This window comes from Clostridium sp. MCC344 (assembly GCF_018785365.1).
Taxonomy (GTDB): Bacteria; Bacillota; Clostridia; order Lachnospirales; family Lachnospiraceae; genus Pilosibacter.
In genome coordinates this window covers 280169-297328 of record NZ_WQPQ01000056.1, presented here as the reverse complement: position 1 = coordinate 297328, position 17160 = coordinate 280169, and the positions used below count along the sequence as shown (strand labels likewise).

The 17160-nt window shown below is 48.6% G+C and carries 13 protein-coding genes and 1 tRNA gene; 4 read left to right on the top strand and 10 right to left on the bottom strand.

What is annotated here, in order from left to right:
- Positions 1–166: 166 nt before the first annotated feature.
- The 3 genes from GPK90_RS19440 to GPK90_RS13435 form a co-directional block, all read right to left on the bottom strand.
- Positions 167–4057, bottom strand: coding sequence for a DUF1533 domain-containing protein (locus GPK90_RS19440; RefSeq protein WP_215703194.1), 3891 nt, complete (start codon positions 4055–4057; stop codon positions 167–169).
- A 336-nt stretch (positions 4058–4393) separates the two neighbouring features.
- Positions 4394–5515 carry a DNA/RNA non-specific endonuclease gene (locus GPK90_RS13440; RefSeq protein WP_215703193.1) on the bottom strand — a complete coding sequence of 374 codons (1122 nt, stop codon included), beginning with the start codon at positions 5513–5515 and terminating at the stop codon, positions 4394–4396.
- A gap of 53 nt (positions 5516–5568) precedes the next feature.
- Positions 5569–5976, bottom strand: coding sequence for a ribonuclease Z (locus tag GPK90_RS13435; protein ID WP_118529588.1), 408 nt, complete (start codon positions 5974–5976; stop codon positions 5569–5571).
- Between the two features lie 262 nt (positions 5977–6238).
- Here GPK90_RS13435 and GPK90_RS13430 point away from each other — a divergent pair.
- Positions 6239–6311 (top strand) — tRNA-Ala (locus GPK90_RS13430).
- 72 nt (positions 6312–6383) lie between these two features.
- Here GPK90_RS13430 and GPK90_RS13425 read toward each other — a convergent pair.
- The 5 genes from GPK90_RS13425 to GPK90_RS13405 all read right to left on the bottom strand — a co-directional run bounded on the left by GPK90_RS13425 (position 6384) and on the right by GPK90_RS13405 (position 13308).
- Complete coding sequence (locus tag GPK90_RS13425) at positions 6384–7535, bottom strand: N-acetylmuramoyl-L-alanine amidase (RefSeq protein WP_252197467.1); 1152 nt, start codon at positions 7533–7535, stop codon at positions 6384–6386.
- Positions 7536–7732: 197 nt separating this feature from the next.
- The gene (locus GPK90_RS13420) at positions 7733–9844 is read right to left on the bottom strand and encodes an SH3 domain-containing protein (RefSeq protein ID WP_252197466.1); all 2112 of its coding nucleotides are present in this window, start codon (positions 9842–9844) and stop codon (positions 7733–7735) included.
- A 211-nt stretch (positions 9845–10055) separates the two neighbouring features.
- The gene (locus tag GPK90_RS13415) at positions 10056–10994 is read right to left on the bottom strand and encodes a DUF1177 domain-containing protein (RefSeq protein ID WP_118529587.1); all 939 of its coding nucleotides are present in this window, start codon (positions 10992–10994) and stop codon (positions 10056–10058) included.
- A gap of 32 nt (positions 10995–11026) precedes the next feature.
- Positions 11027–12025, bottom strand: coding sequence for a TAXI family TRAP transporter solute-binding subunit (locus GPK90_RS13410; protein WP_118529586.1), 999 nt, complete (start codon positions 12023–12025; stop codon positions 11027–11029).
- Entirely contained in the window at positions 12022–13308 is a 1287-nt protein-coding gene (locus tag GPK90_RS13405) for a galactokinase (RefSeq protein WP_118529585.1), read from the bottom strand. Before GPK90_RS13405 ends, GPK90_RS13410 begins: the two co-directional genes overlap by 4 nt.
- Before the next feature lie 365 nt (positions 13309–13673).
- On the opposite strand from GPK90_RS13405, the gene mnmL reads away from it, so the two are divergent.
- Positions 13674–14303 (top strand): tRNA modification radical SAM protein MnmL/YtqA, encoded by a 630-nt coding sequence (mnmL, locus tag GPK90_RS13400; RefSeq protein ID WP_275950593.1) that lies wholly within the window; start codon positions 13674–13676, stop codon positions 14301–14303.
- 483 nt (positions 14304–14786) lie between these two features.
- Here mnmL and GPK90_RS13395 read toward each other — a convergent pair whose 3' ends face one another.
- Complete coding sequence (locus GPK90_RS13395) at positions 14787–15134, bottom strand: helix-turn-helix domain-containing protein (protein ID WP_215703192.1); 348 nt, start codon at positions 15132–15134, stop codon at positions 14787–14789.
- 193 nt (positions 15135–15327) lie between these two features.
- On the opposite strand from GPK90_RS13395, the gene GPK90_RS13390 reads away from it, so the two are divergent.
- Both GPK90_RS13390 and GPK90_RS13385 read left to right on the top strand, forming a co-directional pair.
- On the top strand, positions 15328–15588 hold the full coding sequence (locus GPK90_RS13390) for a helix-turn-helix domain-containing protein (RefSeq protein ID WP_215703191.1): 261 nt from the start codon (positions 15328–15330) through the stop codon (positions 15586–15588).
- Positions 15581–15904: a hypothetical protein gene (locus tag GPK90_RS13385; protein WP_346011262.1), complete on the top strand. Its 324-nt coding sequence runs from the start codon at positions 15581–15583 to the stop codon at positions 15902–15904. The genes GPK90_RS13390 and GPK90_RS13385 overlap by 8 nt, the downstream gene beginning before the upstream one ends.
- A gap of 181 nt (positions 15905–16085) precedes the next feature.
- On the opposite strand, the gene GPK90_RS13380 is transcribed toward GPK90_RS13385, so the two are convergent.
- The gene (locus tag GPK90_RS13380; RefSeq protein WP_118297805.1) at positions 16086–16928 is read right to left on the bottom strand and encodes a DegV family protein; all 843 of its coding nucleotides are present in this window, start codon (positions 16926–16928) and stop codon (positions 16086–16088) included.
- Between the last annotated feature and the right edge of the window lie 232 nt (positions 16929–17160).

Below are 17160 nucleotides of genomic sequence, written 5' to 3'. Positions count from 1 at the left end.
CCGTTTTTGAAAGACATGGAGAATCACCTGGGATTTAAGTATTCAGAAGTCGTTGCAGATGCCGGGTACGAAAGTGAAGAGAACTATCTTTTCATTGAGGAAAACGGACAGACCGTTCTTTTTTCATCCAGCAGGCTTTTTTTCTACCCGTATCTGAGTATTTTCTTTACAGCTCTGCTGCCTCTTCCAGTACATTTTCTTCTGCTGCATCCTCTGTGTTCGGCTCAGACTCTGCTGCTGTTTCTGTTTCGTTTTCTGTTTCCGCCTCTTCTGCATCTCCGGAGTTTTCGACATCTTCTGCGTCTTCGGTGCTTTCTTTGCTGTCTTCCTCCTTAATCTCCTCACCGGAAATTTCCTTTTCAGAAAGTTCAGAGTCTTTCCCGGAAATCTCTTCCGAAACAGCCGGCTTCTCTTCCTCAATAGGTTCTGTATTCACGATCATTTCCGGAAGTTCGATTGCCATAGTAGATGCTTTCTCGATGACCTGTTTGCCATTTTTATCCAGTACTACTTCCAGATCTTCATATCCTTCTGCGCTGATTACAACAACATTCTCATTTTCTGTAAATCCAGCTTTATCAAGGGAAATCTTTCCGTCTGTCGTGGCCAAAGAATATGTATTATCTCTATAATATCCTTTTTCGTATGCTTCTCCGTTTACCGTGACACCTGTGATTGCCTTCATCCAATCATCATTTCCCATTCCCACTGTAATCGTATAGCTGCCAAAGAAATAGTCTGTGTCACCCACAAGTGGAGCAGACTTTTCCTCTGACTCCTCCGGTGCTTTCTCTACGAGATTTCCCTTCTGATCGAGAATTACTTCCAGATCTTCATATCCTTCCGCACTGATTACAACAACATTCTCGTTTTCTGTGAATCCGGCTTTATCAAGAGAAATCTTTCCATCTGTCGTTGACAACGAGTATGTATTATCCCTATAATATCCTTTTTCGTATGTTTCTCCATTTACTGTGACACCTGTGATTGCCTTCATCCAATCATCATTTCCCATTCCCACTGCAATCGTATAACTGCCAAAGAAATAATCTGTGTCACTTACCGTCGGAGCCTCTTTTAACCGACCATTATCGTCTCCTTTTTCTTCCTCTTTCTTTGTGATCTCAAACTCAACCGTCTCCACGCCATAATACTGCGCCGAGATCTCCACACTGTACTCGCCAGCCTCTTTAAAGAGATCTTTTCCGAGTAACAGGCTTGCTCCATTGATCGTATATCCGATCTTTTCGAAAAGGCTCTCCTGTCCATCCGGAGAAAGTGTCTTTTTCGTTCCGTCCGGTCTTGTAAGCACAATGCTCTGGAGATTCTTCCAGATATCACCGGTCTCATCCGCCGTGTTGGTGATCGTCACTTCTGCTCCGGTCTTGAAATCACCGCCAGCTTCCAGTGCTACATCTTTGAGATCCTTTGCAATCGCAATATTGAATACTTTATCCTCATACCCGTCAACTTTGATGGTCACTTTATTGTCTTTATCGACTGCAAAGAGTGAGCTGTCAAGAACAAGAATATTGTCTTCCAGTCTGTAAAGCCCCTGATCAACCGCCTGATAGGAATTGCCATTCAGATAGATTTTTCCGTTTTTAACAACATTCTGTAAGTACGCGGTGTCATCCGACATGATCCGGACATCCTGTCCTTCCGAAATTTCATTGACCTGATCGCCATTCTCATCGACCAGAACAAGCTTTGGTGCAGTCTTTCCAAGATAGGATCCGCTCATCATCGTCCCACCGAGGCGATTATCTTCAAGCACATATTTTACCGCATACGGGCGATTCAGGGTTTCTGCTGCGCTCTCATCTGCAATATAGTCTGCAAAGCTTAAATATTCCCCGTTCTCATTTTTCGCTTTCTCAACTGCATCACGGTATTCTGCAAAGGAATAGAATGTTGTCCCATCTTCCCCGATCACCGCATCCCAACCGCTCATATCGTAATTCCAACGATCCGCGATTGCCTGGGCAGATTCATTTTTCACTCCGATATTCTGAAGGAGAAGTGCGTTCGTGAGCAGATCCGCATCGAACATCAGGTCTGCGGACATCGTCGTGCTTCCGCCTTCTGCTGCATTTCCGCTTCCACTTGTGCTTCCGCCGCTGATGGATGCGCTGGACATCGCATCAATTCCATAGATATCTTCTGTAACTACACTGTTCTGCGCAGCTGCACCTGTGCTCACGGTAAATGTGTAGCTCATATCCTTAAATCCGGTAGAATGTACAGTGATCGTATATTTTCCTGCTTCTGGAATATTGTTGCGTCCGTTTTCTGCATTCTCATCATTGTAAAGGACAAACGTGTTTCCGATCAGATACCAGTCACGGATCTTCTCCAGTTCGGTCGTATTTCCATGCGGATCTGTAAGTTCCACCTTGCTGACCGGAATCTCGATTCCATAAGTCATGTTCTTCACTTCAAAGTGAATATTCTTTCCGCTTGTAATCGCTCCAGCCTCTTTTAAGACCATGCTCGGAGCCGTTCCGTTTACAACCTCGATCGGTATCAGTGTATTCTTTCCGCCGGAGGTGATGCGCAGGTAATAAGAACCGTTCGAGTAGAAATTCGACTGGCCAAGCGGTACAATGATCTGTCCAACCGTATTTCCGTAATGCTCCCCCAGCTTCTTCTCATATCGGAGATCACCGTTGATCGTATTGTTGTAACCCTTTCCAGATACCAGTGCTACTTTTGTGATCTCATCAAACCACTGTTTGTCCACCTCTTCCGTATAGTTAAACATTACGACAGCCTGTCCGCCGACGCCATACAGATTACTCTTGTCCTCTGTCAGCTCTGCTGCCGGTGCATAGTAACGGATCCCGCTCTTTTCCTCTCCGAGATCAAAGGTCGTTGTCTCCGGTTTCCGTCTGATATTTCCGTTCTCATCATAGTTATCAAGATTATAATCCCACACATATACAGATCCATGTGCCAGAAAGGCAGCCGGTGCTGTATTTTCGCGAACTTCCGGTGCTTCCGGATTCTCATTTTCGCTCAGACGGATGATCTGTGTTTCTCCATCTTTTCCTGTCACGGCAAGAACCGCCGGGTTTAAGTTTGTAATCTCCCATTTTGCAATGGTTCCGTCACGATCTACTTTTGTGAACGCAGATGTCACATCGGTTCCATCGACTGTGAGTGTGCAGTCATCCAGGGAGTAGCCTTTTGCAAACGCAACCGTCACATACTGGCTCCATCCGAGATCCACCAGCTTTGTCTGGCTCTCTACAACAAGAGTTTTTGTCTCCGGAGTTTCCTCATTTCCGGAATCATTTCCGCTGTCTCCCGGTTTTTCATTGCTGCCGGAATTGTTTCCATTGTCCCCTGTATTTTCATTATTTCCGGAATTGTTTCCGCTATCGCCTGCGTTTCCGTTGTTTCCGGAATTATTTCCACTATTGTCCGTGCTTCCGTTATTACCTGAATTGTCCCCACCGATATCGGTGCTTCCGCCATTTTCAGAACTGCTTCCATTGTTGCCTGTATTTCCACTGTTGGAGGAATTCCCGCCGGAACTGCTTCCTGAATCGCTGTCCGAAGATCCATCACTTCCACCGGATCTTTTTCCGGATGTCTTCTGCTCACCACCCGGTGCATCATACTCTTTTCCGTTTGCATCAACCCAAGCACCGTTCGCATTTACCTTGTAGCCATCCGGTGTCGTACCGTCATGTGCCATTTCACCGGACGCACTCAGATAATACCAGCGGCCACCAACCGGAACCCAGCCGGTTGCCATACTTCCGTTCGCCCACAGATAGTACCAGTCCTTTGTCACCGGATTCTGATACCATCCGGTGATCATATTTCCGTCTTTGTCGAAGCGATACCATTTCCCGTTCTCAAAAAGCCACTGGTCTGCGGCATATTCACCTGTAACACTTCTGTATTTCCATGCTCCTGTCTGCATCGACTGCTCCCATCTTCCTGTCGGGATCGCAGTCGCTGCCGGAGACACCATGGTCGTCATCGTCATAGATAATGCAGCGGCTACCGCCACTCCCTTGAATCCATTTTTTCGAATACCTTTCACCTTTTATCCTCCTCGTATGTTCAATTCAATTTGAATGCTAGCACATTATAGCAATTCAATGGTGTTTTCTCAATAGATTATATGAGAATGATTTTCAATATCATTTATATGGGAAATTTTCTCATTAACACAATACTTATACTCGTAGACATTTCGTATCACGCGTAATCACTTGCAACACCATTCATCTTCACGCGAGTGCGTATCTTAGGCACGCAGTACCTTTTTGTTTACCGGGAAGTTCCATCGGAATTTTCTGGTAAACAAAAAACTGGTTTTATGTACATTCTCTGCACACAAAACCAGTTCGTCATTCTCCCGATATTCTTTTATCTCCTACGGCTTACAACTCTTACAAGCCTCATATCCCTCTTCGATCAATTTCGACCGTTTTCCCGTATACTCTTCCTTATTTTCCGCCTTGATCTTCTCGACAGAGGTACAATCCGGGCGGTGGAACTTCATGGTCTTTGTATTGAGGATGTAAGTACCGCTCTCCGAATCAGATGTTTTCGAAACTGTACTGCCGGAACTGCCCGCGGACGTGTTCTTTCCGCCCGAAGAAGTATTTGCGCCATTTTCGGAAGCGCTGCTATTCCCGCTGCCTGCAGCAGCTGCGCTTCCGGCGCCTCCATCTTCCGCCAGCCAGTTATCCCCGGTCGCATAGTCGATCGCAACGCCCGGCTGGACATTATAGACATAAACACAGAACAGGACACCGTCTCCATCGTCCTCCACCGACTCCGCTTCCATCAGAACGCCGGAGGCCAGGAGATTGTCTCCCTCAAAGATCGGCGTCACCCGGTAGAGCACATGGTTCCCGGTTTCTTTTACATAGTCGGCTGTCAGGTTTTCGAACGGCAGCATTCCCTGAACATTCAGATATCTTGTTCCGGTGATCAGGTTCTTCTCATTTGCATTCTCCGCCGTCAGCTGGTATCCGATCAGATGGCAGCGGTTATACACATATTTTCCATCCACGAAGTCATACTTCTTATTGTGCCAGCCCGTCGGCTTGACCTCCCCGATCGAGCCGCGTTTTTCCGTCGGCATCGTATCCGTACTTACCGAAGCGTATGCCACGCCGCATCGTCCCAGCGCATCGAGGTCACTGTAGCTCTCAAAGGAGACATCCGTGAGATCGCTCTCCGAAAAATACGGAACATTTCCATTGACCGCAACATACGGTGATCCGGAATATTCCGGAATATCCGATAACTGGAAGGTTCCGGAACTTCCGCTCGTTTTCGATGAGCCGGAATTGCTTTTTCCTGACTGATCACTGCCTGCTCCGGATGCTTTTGATTCCGCAAGATCTCCCAGAATATTTCCTGCTGCCTGTGCAATATCAGCCGCCGCGCCTGCTCCCGACGCGACATCCGCGCCCTGGCAGGCAGTTACCGCGAGTGATACCGCGGCGATCACGCCGAGCAGCCATTTTCTTAAATTTTTCCTCATCTGTCATTTTCCTCCGATGTCATGATTCTATTCCGTTCTTCCCTCTGAAAGATTTACCTCACATAACGTTCTCTCGTGATCTTTTCATGGGACGAACCGGCAAACTCTTTCGTTTCTACACAGTTCCATCCTGAAAGATCGACCGGGAAATACACATCCGCAGGGTAATCCCGGTTCCACCGGTACAGATAGATTTCCTGTATCCGCTCTTCCTCCCCGGAAAGATCCGCATCTTCCGCAAAGCAGAATTCACCTTCGCCCGCTTTCTGCAGGAAATCTTCCTCCACACGGATCTGCGTCATCCCTTCTTCCACGAACTGCTTTTTACTATAGGCATCCATCCACAGGATTTTTCCTTCTGTCAGCTCCAGGATATCCCCGCGCAGGATCCGGTCCTGGCTCTGTCTGCGGTGATTGAACATCATCCCGTTATGGTCATCCACACATACGATCAGTATCATATGCTCCCCTCCCCTTGTATCATATCTTTCGATCCTATCCCGTATTCTACCACATTTCCGCCTTGCAGACAACCATATGTTCGATTCCTTTTTCTTTTGTAAAGTTCCTTTCAGCAGCGGAATCCAGGGTAGAAACAGACAGATACAGAATTTTTACATGAAGAATTTTTCTGACTTTCCATCAAAAATTCTTGACATAATCTTCCTTCGGTGCGATAATAAGACCATTGAGAGATTTCAGACATCTCACAATATCATAAAGGGGCTTGTAGCGCAGTTGGGAGCGCACCACATTCGCATTGTGGGGGTCGTCGGTTCGAATCCGATCAGGTCCATAAAAAACACCATCCGTTTTCCGGATGGTGTTTTTGTTATCACCTCTGTTATTTTTGTTCCATCGGAATTTTCTATGGAACAAAAAAGCTGTTCACTCCTGCCACAAGTCCGTCTGCCAGTTTGCCCAACGTCGCGTCATCATGGGCGGAAGCTCCGTCTCCAAGCTCAATATCGATACTCGGGATCGTAGAGTAGGAAGTCTGGGTCAGATCCATCTCCATGGAGCCGGAAGAAAAGATCTTCACTCCGTTCTGTTTCAATCCGGAAACCAGCGCACCTCCAAGCTTATTGTGGGACTCCCAATGGGATTTTACCGGCTCCATCGCGCGGTAAGCGGCATTATTCGGCACACTCATATAGAAGGCGCCTTTGTCCTTTTTTGTCGAATCCCAGTGAAGGGCGATGTGGCAGTCTGCCGTGTTATTCGCCATCACGGTTCTCGCCACATTATCGAGCTGGACATCCTTTCCGTCCCGGATCATCAGGACATCATATCCCGCCGCGAGAAGCTTGTCGCGGAAGATCTGTGCCATCCGGAGTGTCACCGTGCTCTCCGCTGTTCCGTCCGCAAATGTCATTCCGCCGGATACCGCGACAGCCTTTGTCGCTCCGGCCGATGTCGTTCCGCTCGTCACCTTCGCAGTCTTATCCGGGTGACAGTAGGTCTTGACACTCGCACCGCCGTATGTTCCATGACCGGCGTTCACGGCGATCACTTTATTTTTTCTATTTGCTGTTCCATTGTGATAGTAAACCGCATGTCCGCTGTTGATCGCCGAAAAATCCGCATATTTCCAACCAGAGTTCATTCCGACCTGCCATGCCTTGTCCACGTACGCTTTTAAGGAATCCGGGACCGAAACGGTTCCATCTGCGGAGACTGCAGCCGTACCTCCGGCTGCCGTACTCGTTGAGCCGTTTCCCGCCTGCGGTTTGCTGGCCGTCAGGTAACGGCTTGCCACATAGACCGTTGTTTTGGAACCTCCCACCTGGATCTCGCTCCACTCTCCGTTATTTTTTACTCTTGAAACCTCGGTCCCTCTCGATAAGGTTCCAAGCACCTTTCCGGAAGCTGTCGATGGCTGGCTTCTGTAGTTTAATTTGGAAGCGTTCACATAAACGGTGTCCGCAAGAGCGGTCATCGGCATTGTCATCGCAAACAGCGTGAACAGTCCCGCACACAGGACTGGTTTTAATGTTTTAAATCGCTTCTGTTTTCTCATCTTTTTCCTTTCCTGCCTCAAAAGGCACCCCGTTTTCCTTCCGGTTAAATATACATGAACCTCTGCGCGTGATCCATTGTCCCCGGACCATGTGCGCCTTTGCAAAGCGTCTGTCTCCGTCTGATCTGCCTAAGATAAACAGCCCGGTATCTCTACCGGACTGTTTATTCTGATTTATATTTTTGATCGTATAACTTTTAGTCTCCTAATACGTTCACGATCTTCGCAGGTGTACGATAATTCCATGTGGAGATCTTGATACCGGATTTTGCATTGGACGCATGGCATACCTGACCATTACCGATGTAGAGAGCTACATGGTTGATTCCGCCGCTTCCGGAGTAGAATACAAGGTCGCCCGGACGCATCTGGCTCGATGTGATCGACTTTCCGCTTCCGGACTGTGCACCGGAGTTATGCGGCAGGGAAACACCAAACTTCGCCATGACGGACATCGTGAATCCGGAGCAGTCTGTTCCGTTTGTCAGGCTCGTTCCGCCGTATACATAGCGGTTTCCGACGAACTGTACCGCATAGTTCGCGATCTGCGCACGCTTGGAGGAAACGCTTCCGGACTTCGATCCGGCCGCTCCGTCATTTGCACTGCTCTTCTTTCCGCTGCTCTTGGAGCTGGAACTGCTCTTTCCGGTGCTGTTCTTCGTATTGCTCTTACTGTTAGAGGTATCCGCAACTTCAACAACCGGTGTGTACTTGATCGCCTCTTCAAGACCATACTTAACATCCACGTAGTCACTGGACAGGTATGCATCCTGATCATCGATCTCGATCTTGACCCAGCCGTCCTGCTGATCCGCGACAAGGAATCGCTCACTGTTGGAGATCTGTGTGTAGATCGAAGAGTTCGTATTCGGCTCCGTCCGGACATTGACACCGTCCGTATTGGAGATCGCCATCAGTTTTGCAACCTGGAGAGCTTTATCTTTCGCCTGCTGTCCGGTCAGGATATACTCGGATTTGACATAACCGGTGATATTTCCGGAACGGATCTTCAGCCATCCTGCAGTCGATGTGTCGAGGATATCACATCCCGCATTGCTCGGCAGCTTCGCGATAATCTTGCCCTTCGTCTCATCCGGGTTATCACGGACGTTCAGGTAGTTCGATACATTGGAAACACCGAGGTTATCATAGAGGCTTAAGACGGTCTGTCTCATATCCTGCTTGATCGCTTCATCCAGGGCATATTTTACCGTGACATAATCCGCGGAGATATATCCGTCGGAAATCTGGATCCAGCCGTCCTGCTGGCTCTTGATATCGTATCGCTCATTCTTGAATACCTGGTCCACCACGTCGGCATCCGCCTTCGGCTCGGAACGGACATTTAACTTATCCGCATCGATCACGGCGCGTTCCGCCACGTTTTCAGCAGCCAGTTTCTTCGCCTCATCCCCTGTGTAGACATACTGGGAACTCACATATCCCGTCACACCGCCGGATGAGATCTTATACCATCCTTCTGTCGAAGTATCCAGGATCTCGCAGGCACCGCCTTTCGGAAGTTTTCCGACAACCTCTCCGAAGCTCTCCGGCGTCTTTCTGACGTTCAGATATCCGGAAACCTCCGCGATACCGAGATTTGCATAGCTGTCCACGATACTCTGAACCGTCTTTTCGAATTCTTTTGATTCGATCTCCTCGGCGGAAAGCGTTGTCTCGAGAACGATATTTTTCTCTTCTCCGCTCTCGGATGCCGCCTCGGTCGTCTCCAAAGAAGCCGCTGCCGTCTCGACCTTCATGCCGCCAAACGTACCTTTATGGTTTTTGATCATGGTTCCCGCGACTGCGACAACTGCAACGATCGCAACAGCCGTACCGCCTGCTGCCAGGATCTTCATATACGGCATCGCCGCTTTTTTCTTCTTGATCTCGCGAAGTCTCAGGATATTGTCGCGCTGGCTCGCCTGATGATCCTTCTTCGGGCGTTCAGGCTGTCTGCTTCTGTGAGTTCCCGAACTTCGTTCCGAACGTGTCCTGTGTACCGGCTCATGCTCTGCTTCAGCAGTTTCTGCCTGATCCGCTCCCAGAGTCTCAGATTTTTCATTCTCCGGCTCCGTTTCCTGTCCCTGCGCTGCAGTATCATCCGGCTGCTGATCCGCTTCCTGTGGTACAGACTCCGTCTGCATCTGAGGAGACTGTTCCGCCGTATTGCCGCCTGACGGCTGCTCCGCGTTCTGCCCGACAGTTTCATCTGCCGGAACTTCCGTAATCTGATCCTCCTGCGCTGCGTTCTCCACGCTCACCGGATCTTCCTTTTCTGTTTCTTCCATCATTTTTCTGTCTGACATGTATGTTCTCCATCATCCGCCCCATGGACGGTTTTCATATCTTTTCGTAACGGCTTCATCCTTTTACCGTCACATCATTTACCTCTTTTTTACTCTACCCGTAATTGTAACAATCCCGGCGGAGCCTGTCAAATTTTTTCCACCGGGATTTATAATAATTTTATTTCAATTTTCTTAAAAATCTGGATTTTCTGCCGGAATTCGCCTATTTTTAATTCTTACCCAGCGTCTGGAAATGTTCCATGCTGCCGTAGAGAGACTTGATCCGCTCAAACTCCTCCCGGTCAAGAAACTCAAGTTTTCCTTTTCCGAACGCCTTCGCCGCCTCGATCATGAAGCGCGCCGCGTCGTCAAGGTCCTCCATGTGCATAGATCCTGTTGCGCATCCGGCAACAATGGTCTCGGTAGTGATCGCCACGCCCACCACCGGCGCTTTGGTGGCTGTCGCAGGCTGCAGGATGCTGTTCAGGTGGAAGATCCCGTTTCCATACGGCGTGATGTCCTGCTGCGTCAGCGCAAATACGTAGGGCAGCTTTCCGGTCGTCATCTGCATGACATCGAGAAGATCTTCGCTGACCCTCAGGATATATCCCTGACATACGGTCGGGGAGATCGCAAAACCGCGGTGATTGATGATCCGGTTGCCCTTTGTGGTATCCACGACGAGGACTGCATCCAGGTCATCCGTCACCTCCTCCTTATTTACCTGCCATGTCTCCACCGGGGAGTTCATAAACGGCACCGGTTCATGTGGAACCGTCGGTGCATCCGGGCAGACATGCGTGGAGACGAAAACGTCCCCCTCAAGGAAATCGCCTTTTGTCTGCATTCTCAGAAGTTTTGCAGCTACTGCGAGTGCTGTCAGTGCACCGTCGCCGTCCGAGACAAATCCTGTCTGGTCAGGTCTCGCGCCAAGTCCTCCGAGACGTCCGAGGATCCCGATCGTTCCCGCACTTCCGCCTTTCGACTTTCCGTTCTTCCCGGGGATCAGGATCCGCACCATGTCCGTGTGACCGTTCGGTCCCGCCAATGGATATGTCTCCGCCTGGCACATCGGGTTGATGGCTTTCAGATACTCTACCACTTCGCTGCCAGACGCTGACGCACTGTCCAGAATATCAAACAATTCGATCAATTCTTTATAAAGCATAAAACATCCTCCTTTTCCTGGTCTTATTTCCATTATTTAAAATAGCCCTGTTCCTCATAGTACCGCCGAGCCCCGTCATGAAGCGGGACCGGGAGATCCAGTGCACGGAATTCTTTGTCGTCCATTGCCCGCATGAAATCCTGTCCGGCTGTATACACAGGTCCGTTGACCTCCAGAGCCCAGGCGATCTCATGGGCAAGTTCCTCGTCCATGTCCGCAGAGACACAGACCAGGACTTTCTCGCAAAACGTCGTGATCTCCTCATCCTGGTTTTCGTAGGTTTCCGCCGGGATCGTGATCTTACTGTACTCCGGGTGTCCGGTCAGGATCGCATCCAGCTCTTCGTCCGTATAGGATAAAAAGCGGATCCTGTTCTCCGATGCCAGATCCTTATAAGCTGAAACCGGACTCTCCGTGAACGCATGGATCCCGTCCGCCCACTGGTCGCGGATCCCGTCGGCTCCCCCTTTGATCCCGTAGTACCAGATCTCGGAATTTTCCTCATTGATCCCCAGAACGTCAAACACTTCCCCGGACACTTTTGCAGTCTCAGAACCTTCATTTCCGGCCGCGAGCGGATGTCCCTTTAACTCCTGTACCTCAGAAAGTCCCAGTTCTTTCGGGGATGCCCAGGTGGAGACGATCGGGTAACAGGCCGCGATCGCGCGGAGTTTTTCCTTTCTTTCGCCTTCGCACGCTCCGGTTCCCGTGTATGTCTCCAGAGCCGCCCCCGCCGGAACGATCACCAGATCATACGTCCCGTCAAACAGATGATCCATACTCACATAGGCGCCTTTCGACGGCCATGTCTCCACATAGATCCCCGGAACTGTGTTGCTGATGGTCACCGCCACGGCTTTTCCGGCCCGGTCCGTCACGCTGTCCTCAGTGAAAGTCCCCATAATGAGCTTCCGTGTCTCCTGGCTATCAGACTCCTTCTTCGAACATGCGGACAGCACGCAGGACGCGGCAAGAAGAGCCGCCATTCCCGCGCACACCCGTTTCTTCCTGTTTTTCAGCATTTTCATCATGCGATATATCCGTCCACGCAGACAGCGCCATACGGGCGGATGCTCATGCGGTACGCACTTCCCGGTCCCATGGCCTTTTCGATATAGGTGATGTACTCGTCAGCCACACGGTTCGGCAGCATCGCCATGATAACGCCTGCGAATCCGCCTCCGTGAACACGGCATGCGCCGCAGCCTTTCTCCTTGATAAATAACTCCGTGAGAGCCAGCGCGGATGTGATCCCCTGCTCCTCAGAGCCCGGAACATAACAGTTCTGGAGCCATTTCCAGGAGGAATTTCCGGATTCCGTGATCAGATCCAAGAATTCGTCGAAGCGGTTCTCCTTTAAAGCCTTTACTTCTTTCTCCACGCGCTTGTTCTCCTCAAAGAAGTGGAGTGCACGTAAAAATGCGCGGTCGCCCGCCTCTTTTCTCACTTTTTCTGCGTTGTCGATCACTTCTTTTTCCGTGATGTCCGCGCAGAACTCTTTGCCGAACACGGCTGCCACGCGTTTCATCTCATTCGGGATTGAGGAATACTCTTCACTCAAGTCTGCATGTCCCTTTCCTGTCTGGACGATGATCAGACTGTGATCCTGCGCGCCGAAATCATAATCGATCTTCTCAACGGCCGGTTTTAACGGGTTCTTGAAGTCGATCGTGATCATGCCGCCAACCGCGCATGCCATCTGGTCGAGAAGTCCTGATCCCTTGTTCCAGTATTTATTCTCCGCATATTTGCCGACATGGGCATATGTAACGACGTCCACTTTGCCGTCATTAAAGAATTCGTTGATCATGGAGCAGATCAGCATCTCATAGGATGCGGAGGAGCTGACCCCGGCGGAGCTGATCACGTTGCTCGTAATGTAGGCATCGAATCCGCCGATCTGATATCCCATCTCCTGGAAACCTGCCAGCATTCCTTTTGTCAGATCGATAGTCCCCGCCATCTTGTCGCTCGGCTTTAAGTTATTGATATTGATCGTGAATTTCTGGTTGTATGTCTCACTGATAATGTGGATCTCGTCGGTTCCGTTTGCTGCCGCACCGGCTACGCAGTCCAGATTGATACTCCCGGCCAGGACTTTTCCGTTGTTGTGGTCCGTATGGTTTCCGCTGATCTCGGTACGGCCTGCGGAGGTAAACATGCTTACATTCTTCTCCCCAAACGCCTGTCCGAATTCCTCGAGAACATGCTCATAGCGCTTCTCATTCTCAGCGGCGCCGGTTCCGTACATCTCCTTAAAAAATCCGGACGCTTTCTCGCTCTGTAATGCTTTTTTTGCAGCTTCTCTATCCATAACCCCAATCTCCTTTTCGATCCGCTCTGCGGATATTTTGTTTACGCTAACAACGAGCCAAAGTTCGCGCTTGCGCGAGACCTTGGCGACTGTCGCGATAACAAATTCTTTTTTTCGCTTTTCTTCATGAAAAATTTTCTTTTTTACGGTATGTTCCAGTGAAATGCAGCAAAATCCGATTGAAAAGAAACTTTCTATTATTATATAATACTTCTTATATGTGTTGCAAGGAAAACTTTATCTTCGTCGTGATAAGCTTCCATATCTTTCAGGCGGTGAGCAAGCCGCTCACGCTGGTCCGGCTCATGCGTCAGGCCTCACGCGCATTCAACTTAAATGAACATGAATCAGAAAGGATTTTATATATGTTGCAAACCGACTGGGGCGGAAAACCGTACCACTCTCTCGACTATGAATTAAAGAAGCAATTTGGAAAAAAAATCTATAAGATCTCCTTAGACGGCGGCATGACATGCCCGAACCGCGACGGAACACTCGGCACAGGCGGCTGTATCTTCTGCAGCGCCGGAGGATCCGGGGATTTCGCGGAAAAACGCACCTCTTCCCTTAAGGAACAGATGGATCTCGCAAAAAACCGTGTCAGACGCAAGATATCCGGAAATGACAATTCCTACATCGCCTACTTCCAGTCTTACACGAACACATATGCTCCGCTCCCTTATCTGGAACAGCTTTTCACTGAGGCTGTCTCTTTCCCGGAGATCTGCGGTCTTTCCATCGGGACAAGACCGGACTGTCTGCCGGATGGGACGGTGAAATTATTGGCAGAATTAAACAGGAAAAAACCGGTATGGGTGGAGCTTGGACTGCAGACGATCCACGAGGATACAGCAAAACTCATCCGCCGGGGATATGAGCTTCCTGTCTTTGAGGATGCGTACCGCAGATTAAAAGCTGCGGGCCTCACCGTGATCGTTGTAAGTTATCGAATAACCTGCAATAATGCCAACTACAGAACCCTTAGAAACCCTTAAAGTCCCTTACATGGTGAGAAATCCCATGAAATGGGGCTTTTTGTGGCTTAAATGGGTTTATTTGTGCGGAAAAGGTAAATGCCAACCATGAAGGGTGAGAGAAAAAGAAAAGGGCAGGAATTCTGGTAAAAACATAGCAGAATATTTATAAAAATATCAGCTTTTAAAAATCTTTAAAAAGTTAAAAAGAGTATTGAAGAAATGTTGATTTTACAAGGGGTTCAGCGTTTTAAAGGTTTTTAAAATTGCTTTTAAATTCAGTTTTTTAAAGGGCATTTAAAATGCCTGTTAATACCAACTCATATACCAACCAAAAAGGGAGCCGGTCAGTAGATGCTGATCAGCTCCCTTTTTTACCAGGGGCAGCCTGGTAAGGTGGTAAATGCAATTTGAATATATCATGGATATCTGAAACGGTCAATATAGATGATGGAGCCCTTGCGCATTCGCAGATCAGCCGATGCTTCTGGAAGCCGATGCTTCTTAGTCAGCCATTCTGTCAAGTTCCTCATAAATAATAGTATGAACCCGATGCCGACCTCTACGATCCAACTGGTGATAAGTTTCAAGAAGTTCGGAATCGTCTTCACTCAAGGTAGGAGATATAATCTGTTTCTCTGATATTGGAGAATTTCCGGTCAAAATCCAGTCCACGGAGCATTGAAGAACGCGGGAAAGCCCAATCAAGGCCATAGCAGAAGGTAAACTACTGCCTTTTTCTATACCGCTTAGATTTCCCGTAGAAATTCCGGTAGAGTCTTTTATCTGTTGTCCTGTGATTCCTAACTCTTTTCTTCTTTGAGAAATTCTAAAACCAATGCTATTATCCATATTAAAACTCCAATCATAAAGAATTAAACACCAAAATAAGAGATTGATATTGACAAAACTCCAATATTAGAGTAAATTGTAACTGTATCAATCATACAAGACCGATTATAGCACAGAATCCGATAACGGAATAGGTTATTTTGTATCGCTGATACAGAATTTTATAACGGAATACGTTAGGAGGGCAGGCAGAATGAAGAACAGAAAAGTGCGAAATTTCGCTGAGTTTGCCTTATGGACAAAAACCAGGATGCTGGAAAGAGGCATCAGCCAGAGAGAACTGGCCGCAGGAATGGGAACACACCAGGCCAGGATCAGTGAGGCTATCACAGGGAAGCCATCAGGAAAGAAGTTTATCATTCCGCTGATCCAGGAGCTGGGCGGTAACATGGATGATTTTAATCGTCCATGTGATCCTCGGGCTCCCTGGAGAATCGAAAGAGCAGATGCTTAAAACCGTCCGATATCTCGGAGCTCTGCATGTGGACGGGATCAAGCTGCAGCTCCTCCACGTCTTAAAAGGCACTGATCTCGCAGCTCTCTACCGTTCCGGCGCTTTTCGCACGATGGAGCTGCCGGAATATCTGGAGCTCATCGGAGACTGTCTGAAAATCCTCCCGCCCGATACCGTGATCCACAGGATCAGCGGGGACGGACCGAAGTCTCTGCTCATTGCGCCGGAATGGAGTGGAAACAAGCGGCTTGTTTTGAATTCGATCGCGAAATATCTGAAGGAGCAGAAAATCTATCAGGGAATGGGGCTTTTGTAAGTGCAAAAAAGTCCGGTTTTCATGAGAGAAAATTTCTTTTTCCCACTGAAAACCAGACTTTTAATTTTTTTCAAAACGGTTGCTGCTTTCCTTCATTGTTCTGATCCACAGTCAGTCATTTCATTACAAAGCATGTGATTCCCGTCTGTCATAGACACGTCCTTTGGTTTTATTGTTAATTTTATACCGCCGCGATAATTCCGCCGTCTCCCGCGTAGACCGTCGCAAGACCGGCCATCTCCGTCACGATGATCTCCTTGAATTTTGCAGTCTGCTCAAACTTTTCTTTCACATACTGCGCGCGCTCCGGTGCATTGCAGTGTGCGATCGTAAGGCGTTTATCTTCCGTTGTTCCTGCCTCTTTTACGACGATCTCCACCATTCTCTGAAGCGCTTTCTGAATACCGCGGGCCTGATCGAGCTTGATGATCACACCGTGATCTGCGCCCATGACCGGCTTGATATTTAACTTTGTTGCGAAGAATGCCTGAAGTCCTGTGAGACGTCCGTTCTTTCTCAGCGTATCGAGTGTCTCAAGAACGAAATATGTCTTCTGTCTGTCGCGGTATTCCAGTGCTTTCTTCACGATCTCATCAAACGGGAGATCCTGCTCACACAGTTCCTGGATATAAAGCGCAAGATTTACCTCTCCCGTGGAAGCCGACTCAGAATCGATCACCGCGATATTCTTCTTTCCAGTTCCGAACTCTTCCTCATAGAGATTCTTCGCAAGAACCGCACTGTTGTAGCATCCGCTTAAGTGGGAAGAGATCGCGATAATAAAGACATTCTCCTCCTCACAGCAAAGAGCATCCTTAAATGTCTCCGGAGACGGGCAAGCGGTCTTCGGGCATTCCGGGCTCTCCTTTACGATCTGAAGAAAACGCTTCTGGTCAAAATTCTCATCATCGATAAACTGGTGATCTTCCACCATCAGCGTAAACGGGATCAATGTAAAATGCGGATCTTTTCTCTGCTCTTCTGTAAGATCCATACAGCTGTCCCCGATAATTCTATAATTCATACTGCTTCCTCCAGCTCTATTTCCTATCACGACTCTGATATATTTTTATTCGTTCCCCGTGATGTAGTATTCAATACCATATATTATAGAGTGGCTTTTATAGAAAGTCAATAGGATGACAGTATTTTGCCGACGCTTCGTATTCTGAATTGGCAAAATCTGCAGCCGCAACGGTATCATACGGAATTTTCAGTTCAGAAACTTTCTGCCATGTACAACAACGGTTTCCAGG

Excerpts from the sequence above, each read along its gene's own strand:
- GPK90_RS13390 (WP_215703191.1), top strand. The coding sequence starts at position 15,328 with ATGAAGAACAGAAAAGTGCGAAATTTCGCTGAGTTTGCCTTATGGACA.
- GPK90_RS13395 (WP_215703192.1), bottom strand. The coding sequence starts at position 15,134 with ATGGATAATAGCATTGGTTTTAGAATTTCTCAAAGAAGAAAAGAGTTA.
- GPK90_RS13415 (WP_118529587.1), bottom strand. The coding sequence starts at position 10,994 with ATGCTTTATAAAGAATTGATCGAATTGTTTGATATTCTGGACAGTGCG.
- mnmL (WP_275950593.1), top strand. The coding sequence starts at position 13,674 with ATGTTGCAAACCGACTGGGGCGGAAAACCGTACCACTCTCTCGACTAT.
- GPK90_RS13410 (WP_118529586.1), bottom strand. The coding sequence starts at position 12,025 with ATGATGAAAATGCTGAAAAACAGGAAGAAACGGGTGTGCGCGGGAATG.
- GPK90_RS13420 (WP_252197466.1), bottom strand. The coding sequence starts at position 9,844 with ATGTCAGACAGAAAAATGATGGAAGAAACAGAAAAGGAAGATCCGGTG.
- GPK90_RS13425 (WP_252197467.1), bottom strand. The coding sequence starts at position 7,535 with ATGAGAAAACAGAAGCGATTTAAAACATTAAAACCAGTCCTGTGTGCG.
- GPK90_RS13380 (WP_118297805.1), bottom strand. The coding sequence starts at position 16,928 with ATGAATTATAGAATTATCGGGGACAGCTGTATGGATCTTACAGAAGAG.
- GPK90_RS13435 (WP_118529588.1), bottom strand. The coding sequence starts at position 5,976 with ATGATACTGATCGTATGTGTGGATGACCATAACGGGATGATGTTCAAT.
- GPK90_RS13440 (WP_215703193.1), bottom strand. The coding sequence starts at position 5,515 with ATGAGGAAAAATTTAAGAAAATGGCTGCTCGGCGTGATCGCCGCGGTA.
- GPK90_RS13405 (WP_118529585.1), bottom strand. The coding sequence starts at position 13,308 with ATGGATAGAGAAGCTGCAAAAAAAGCATTACAGAGCGAGAAAGCGTCC.
- GPK90_RS13385 (WP_346011262.1), top strand. The coding sequence starts at position 15,581 with ATGCTTAAAACCGTCCGATATCTCGGAGCTCTGCATGTGGACGGGATC.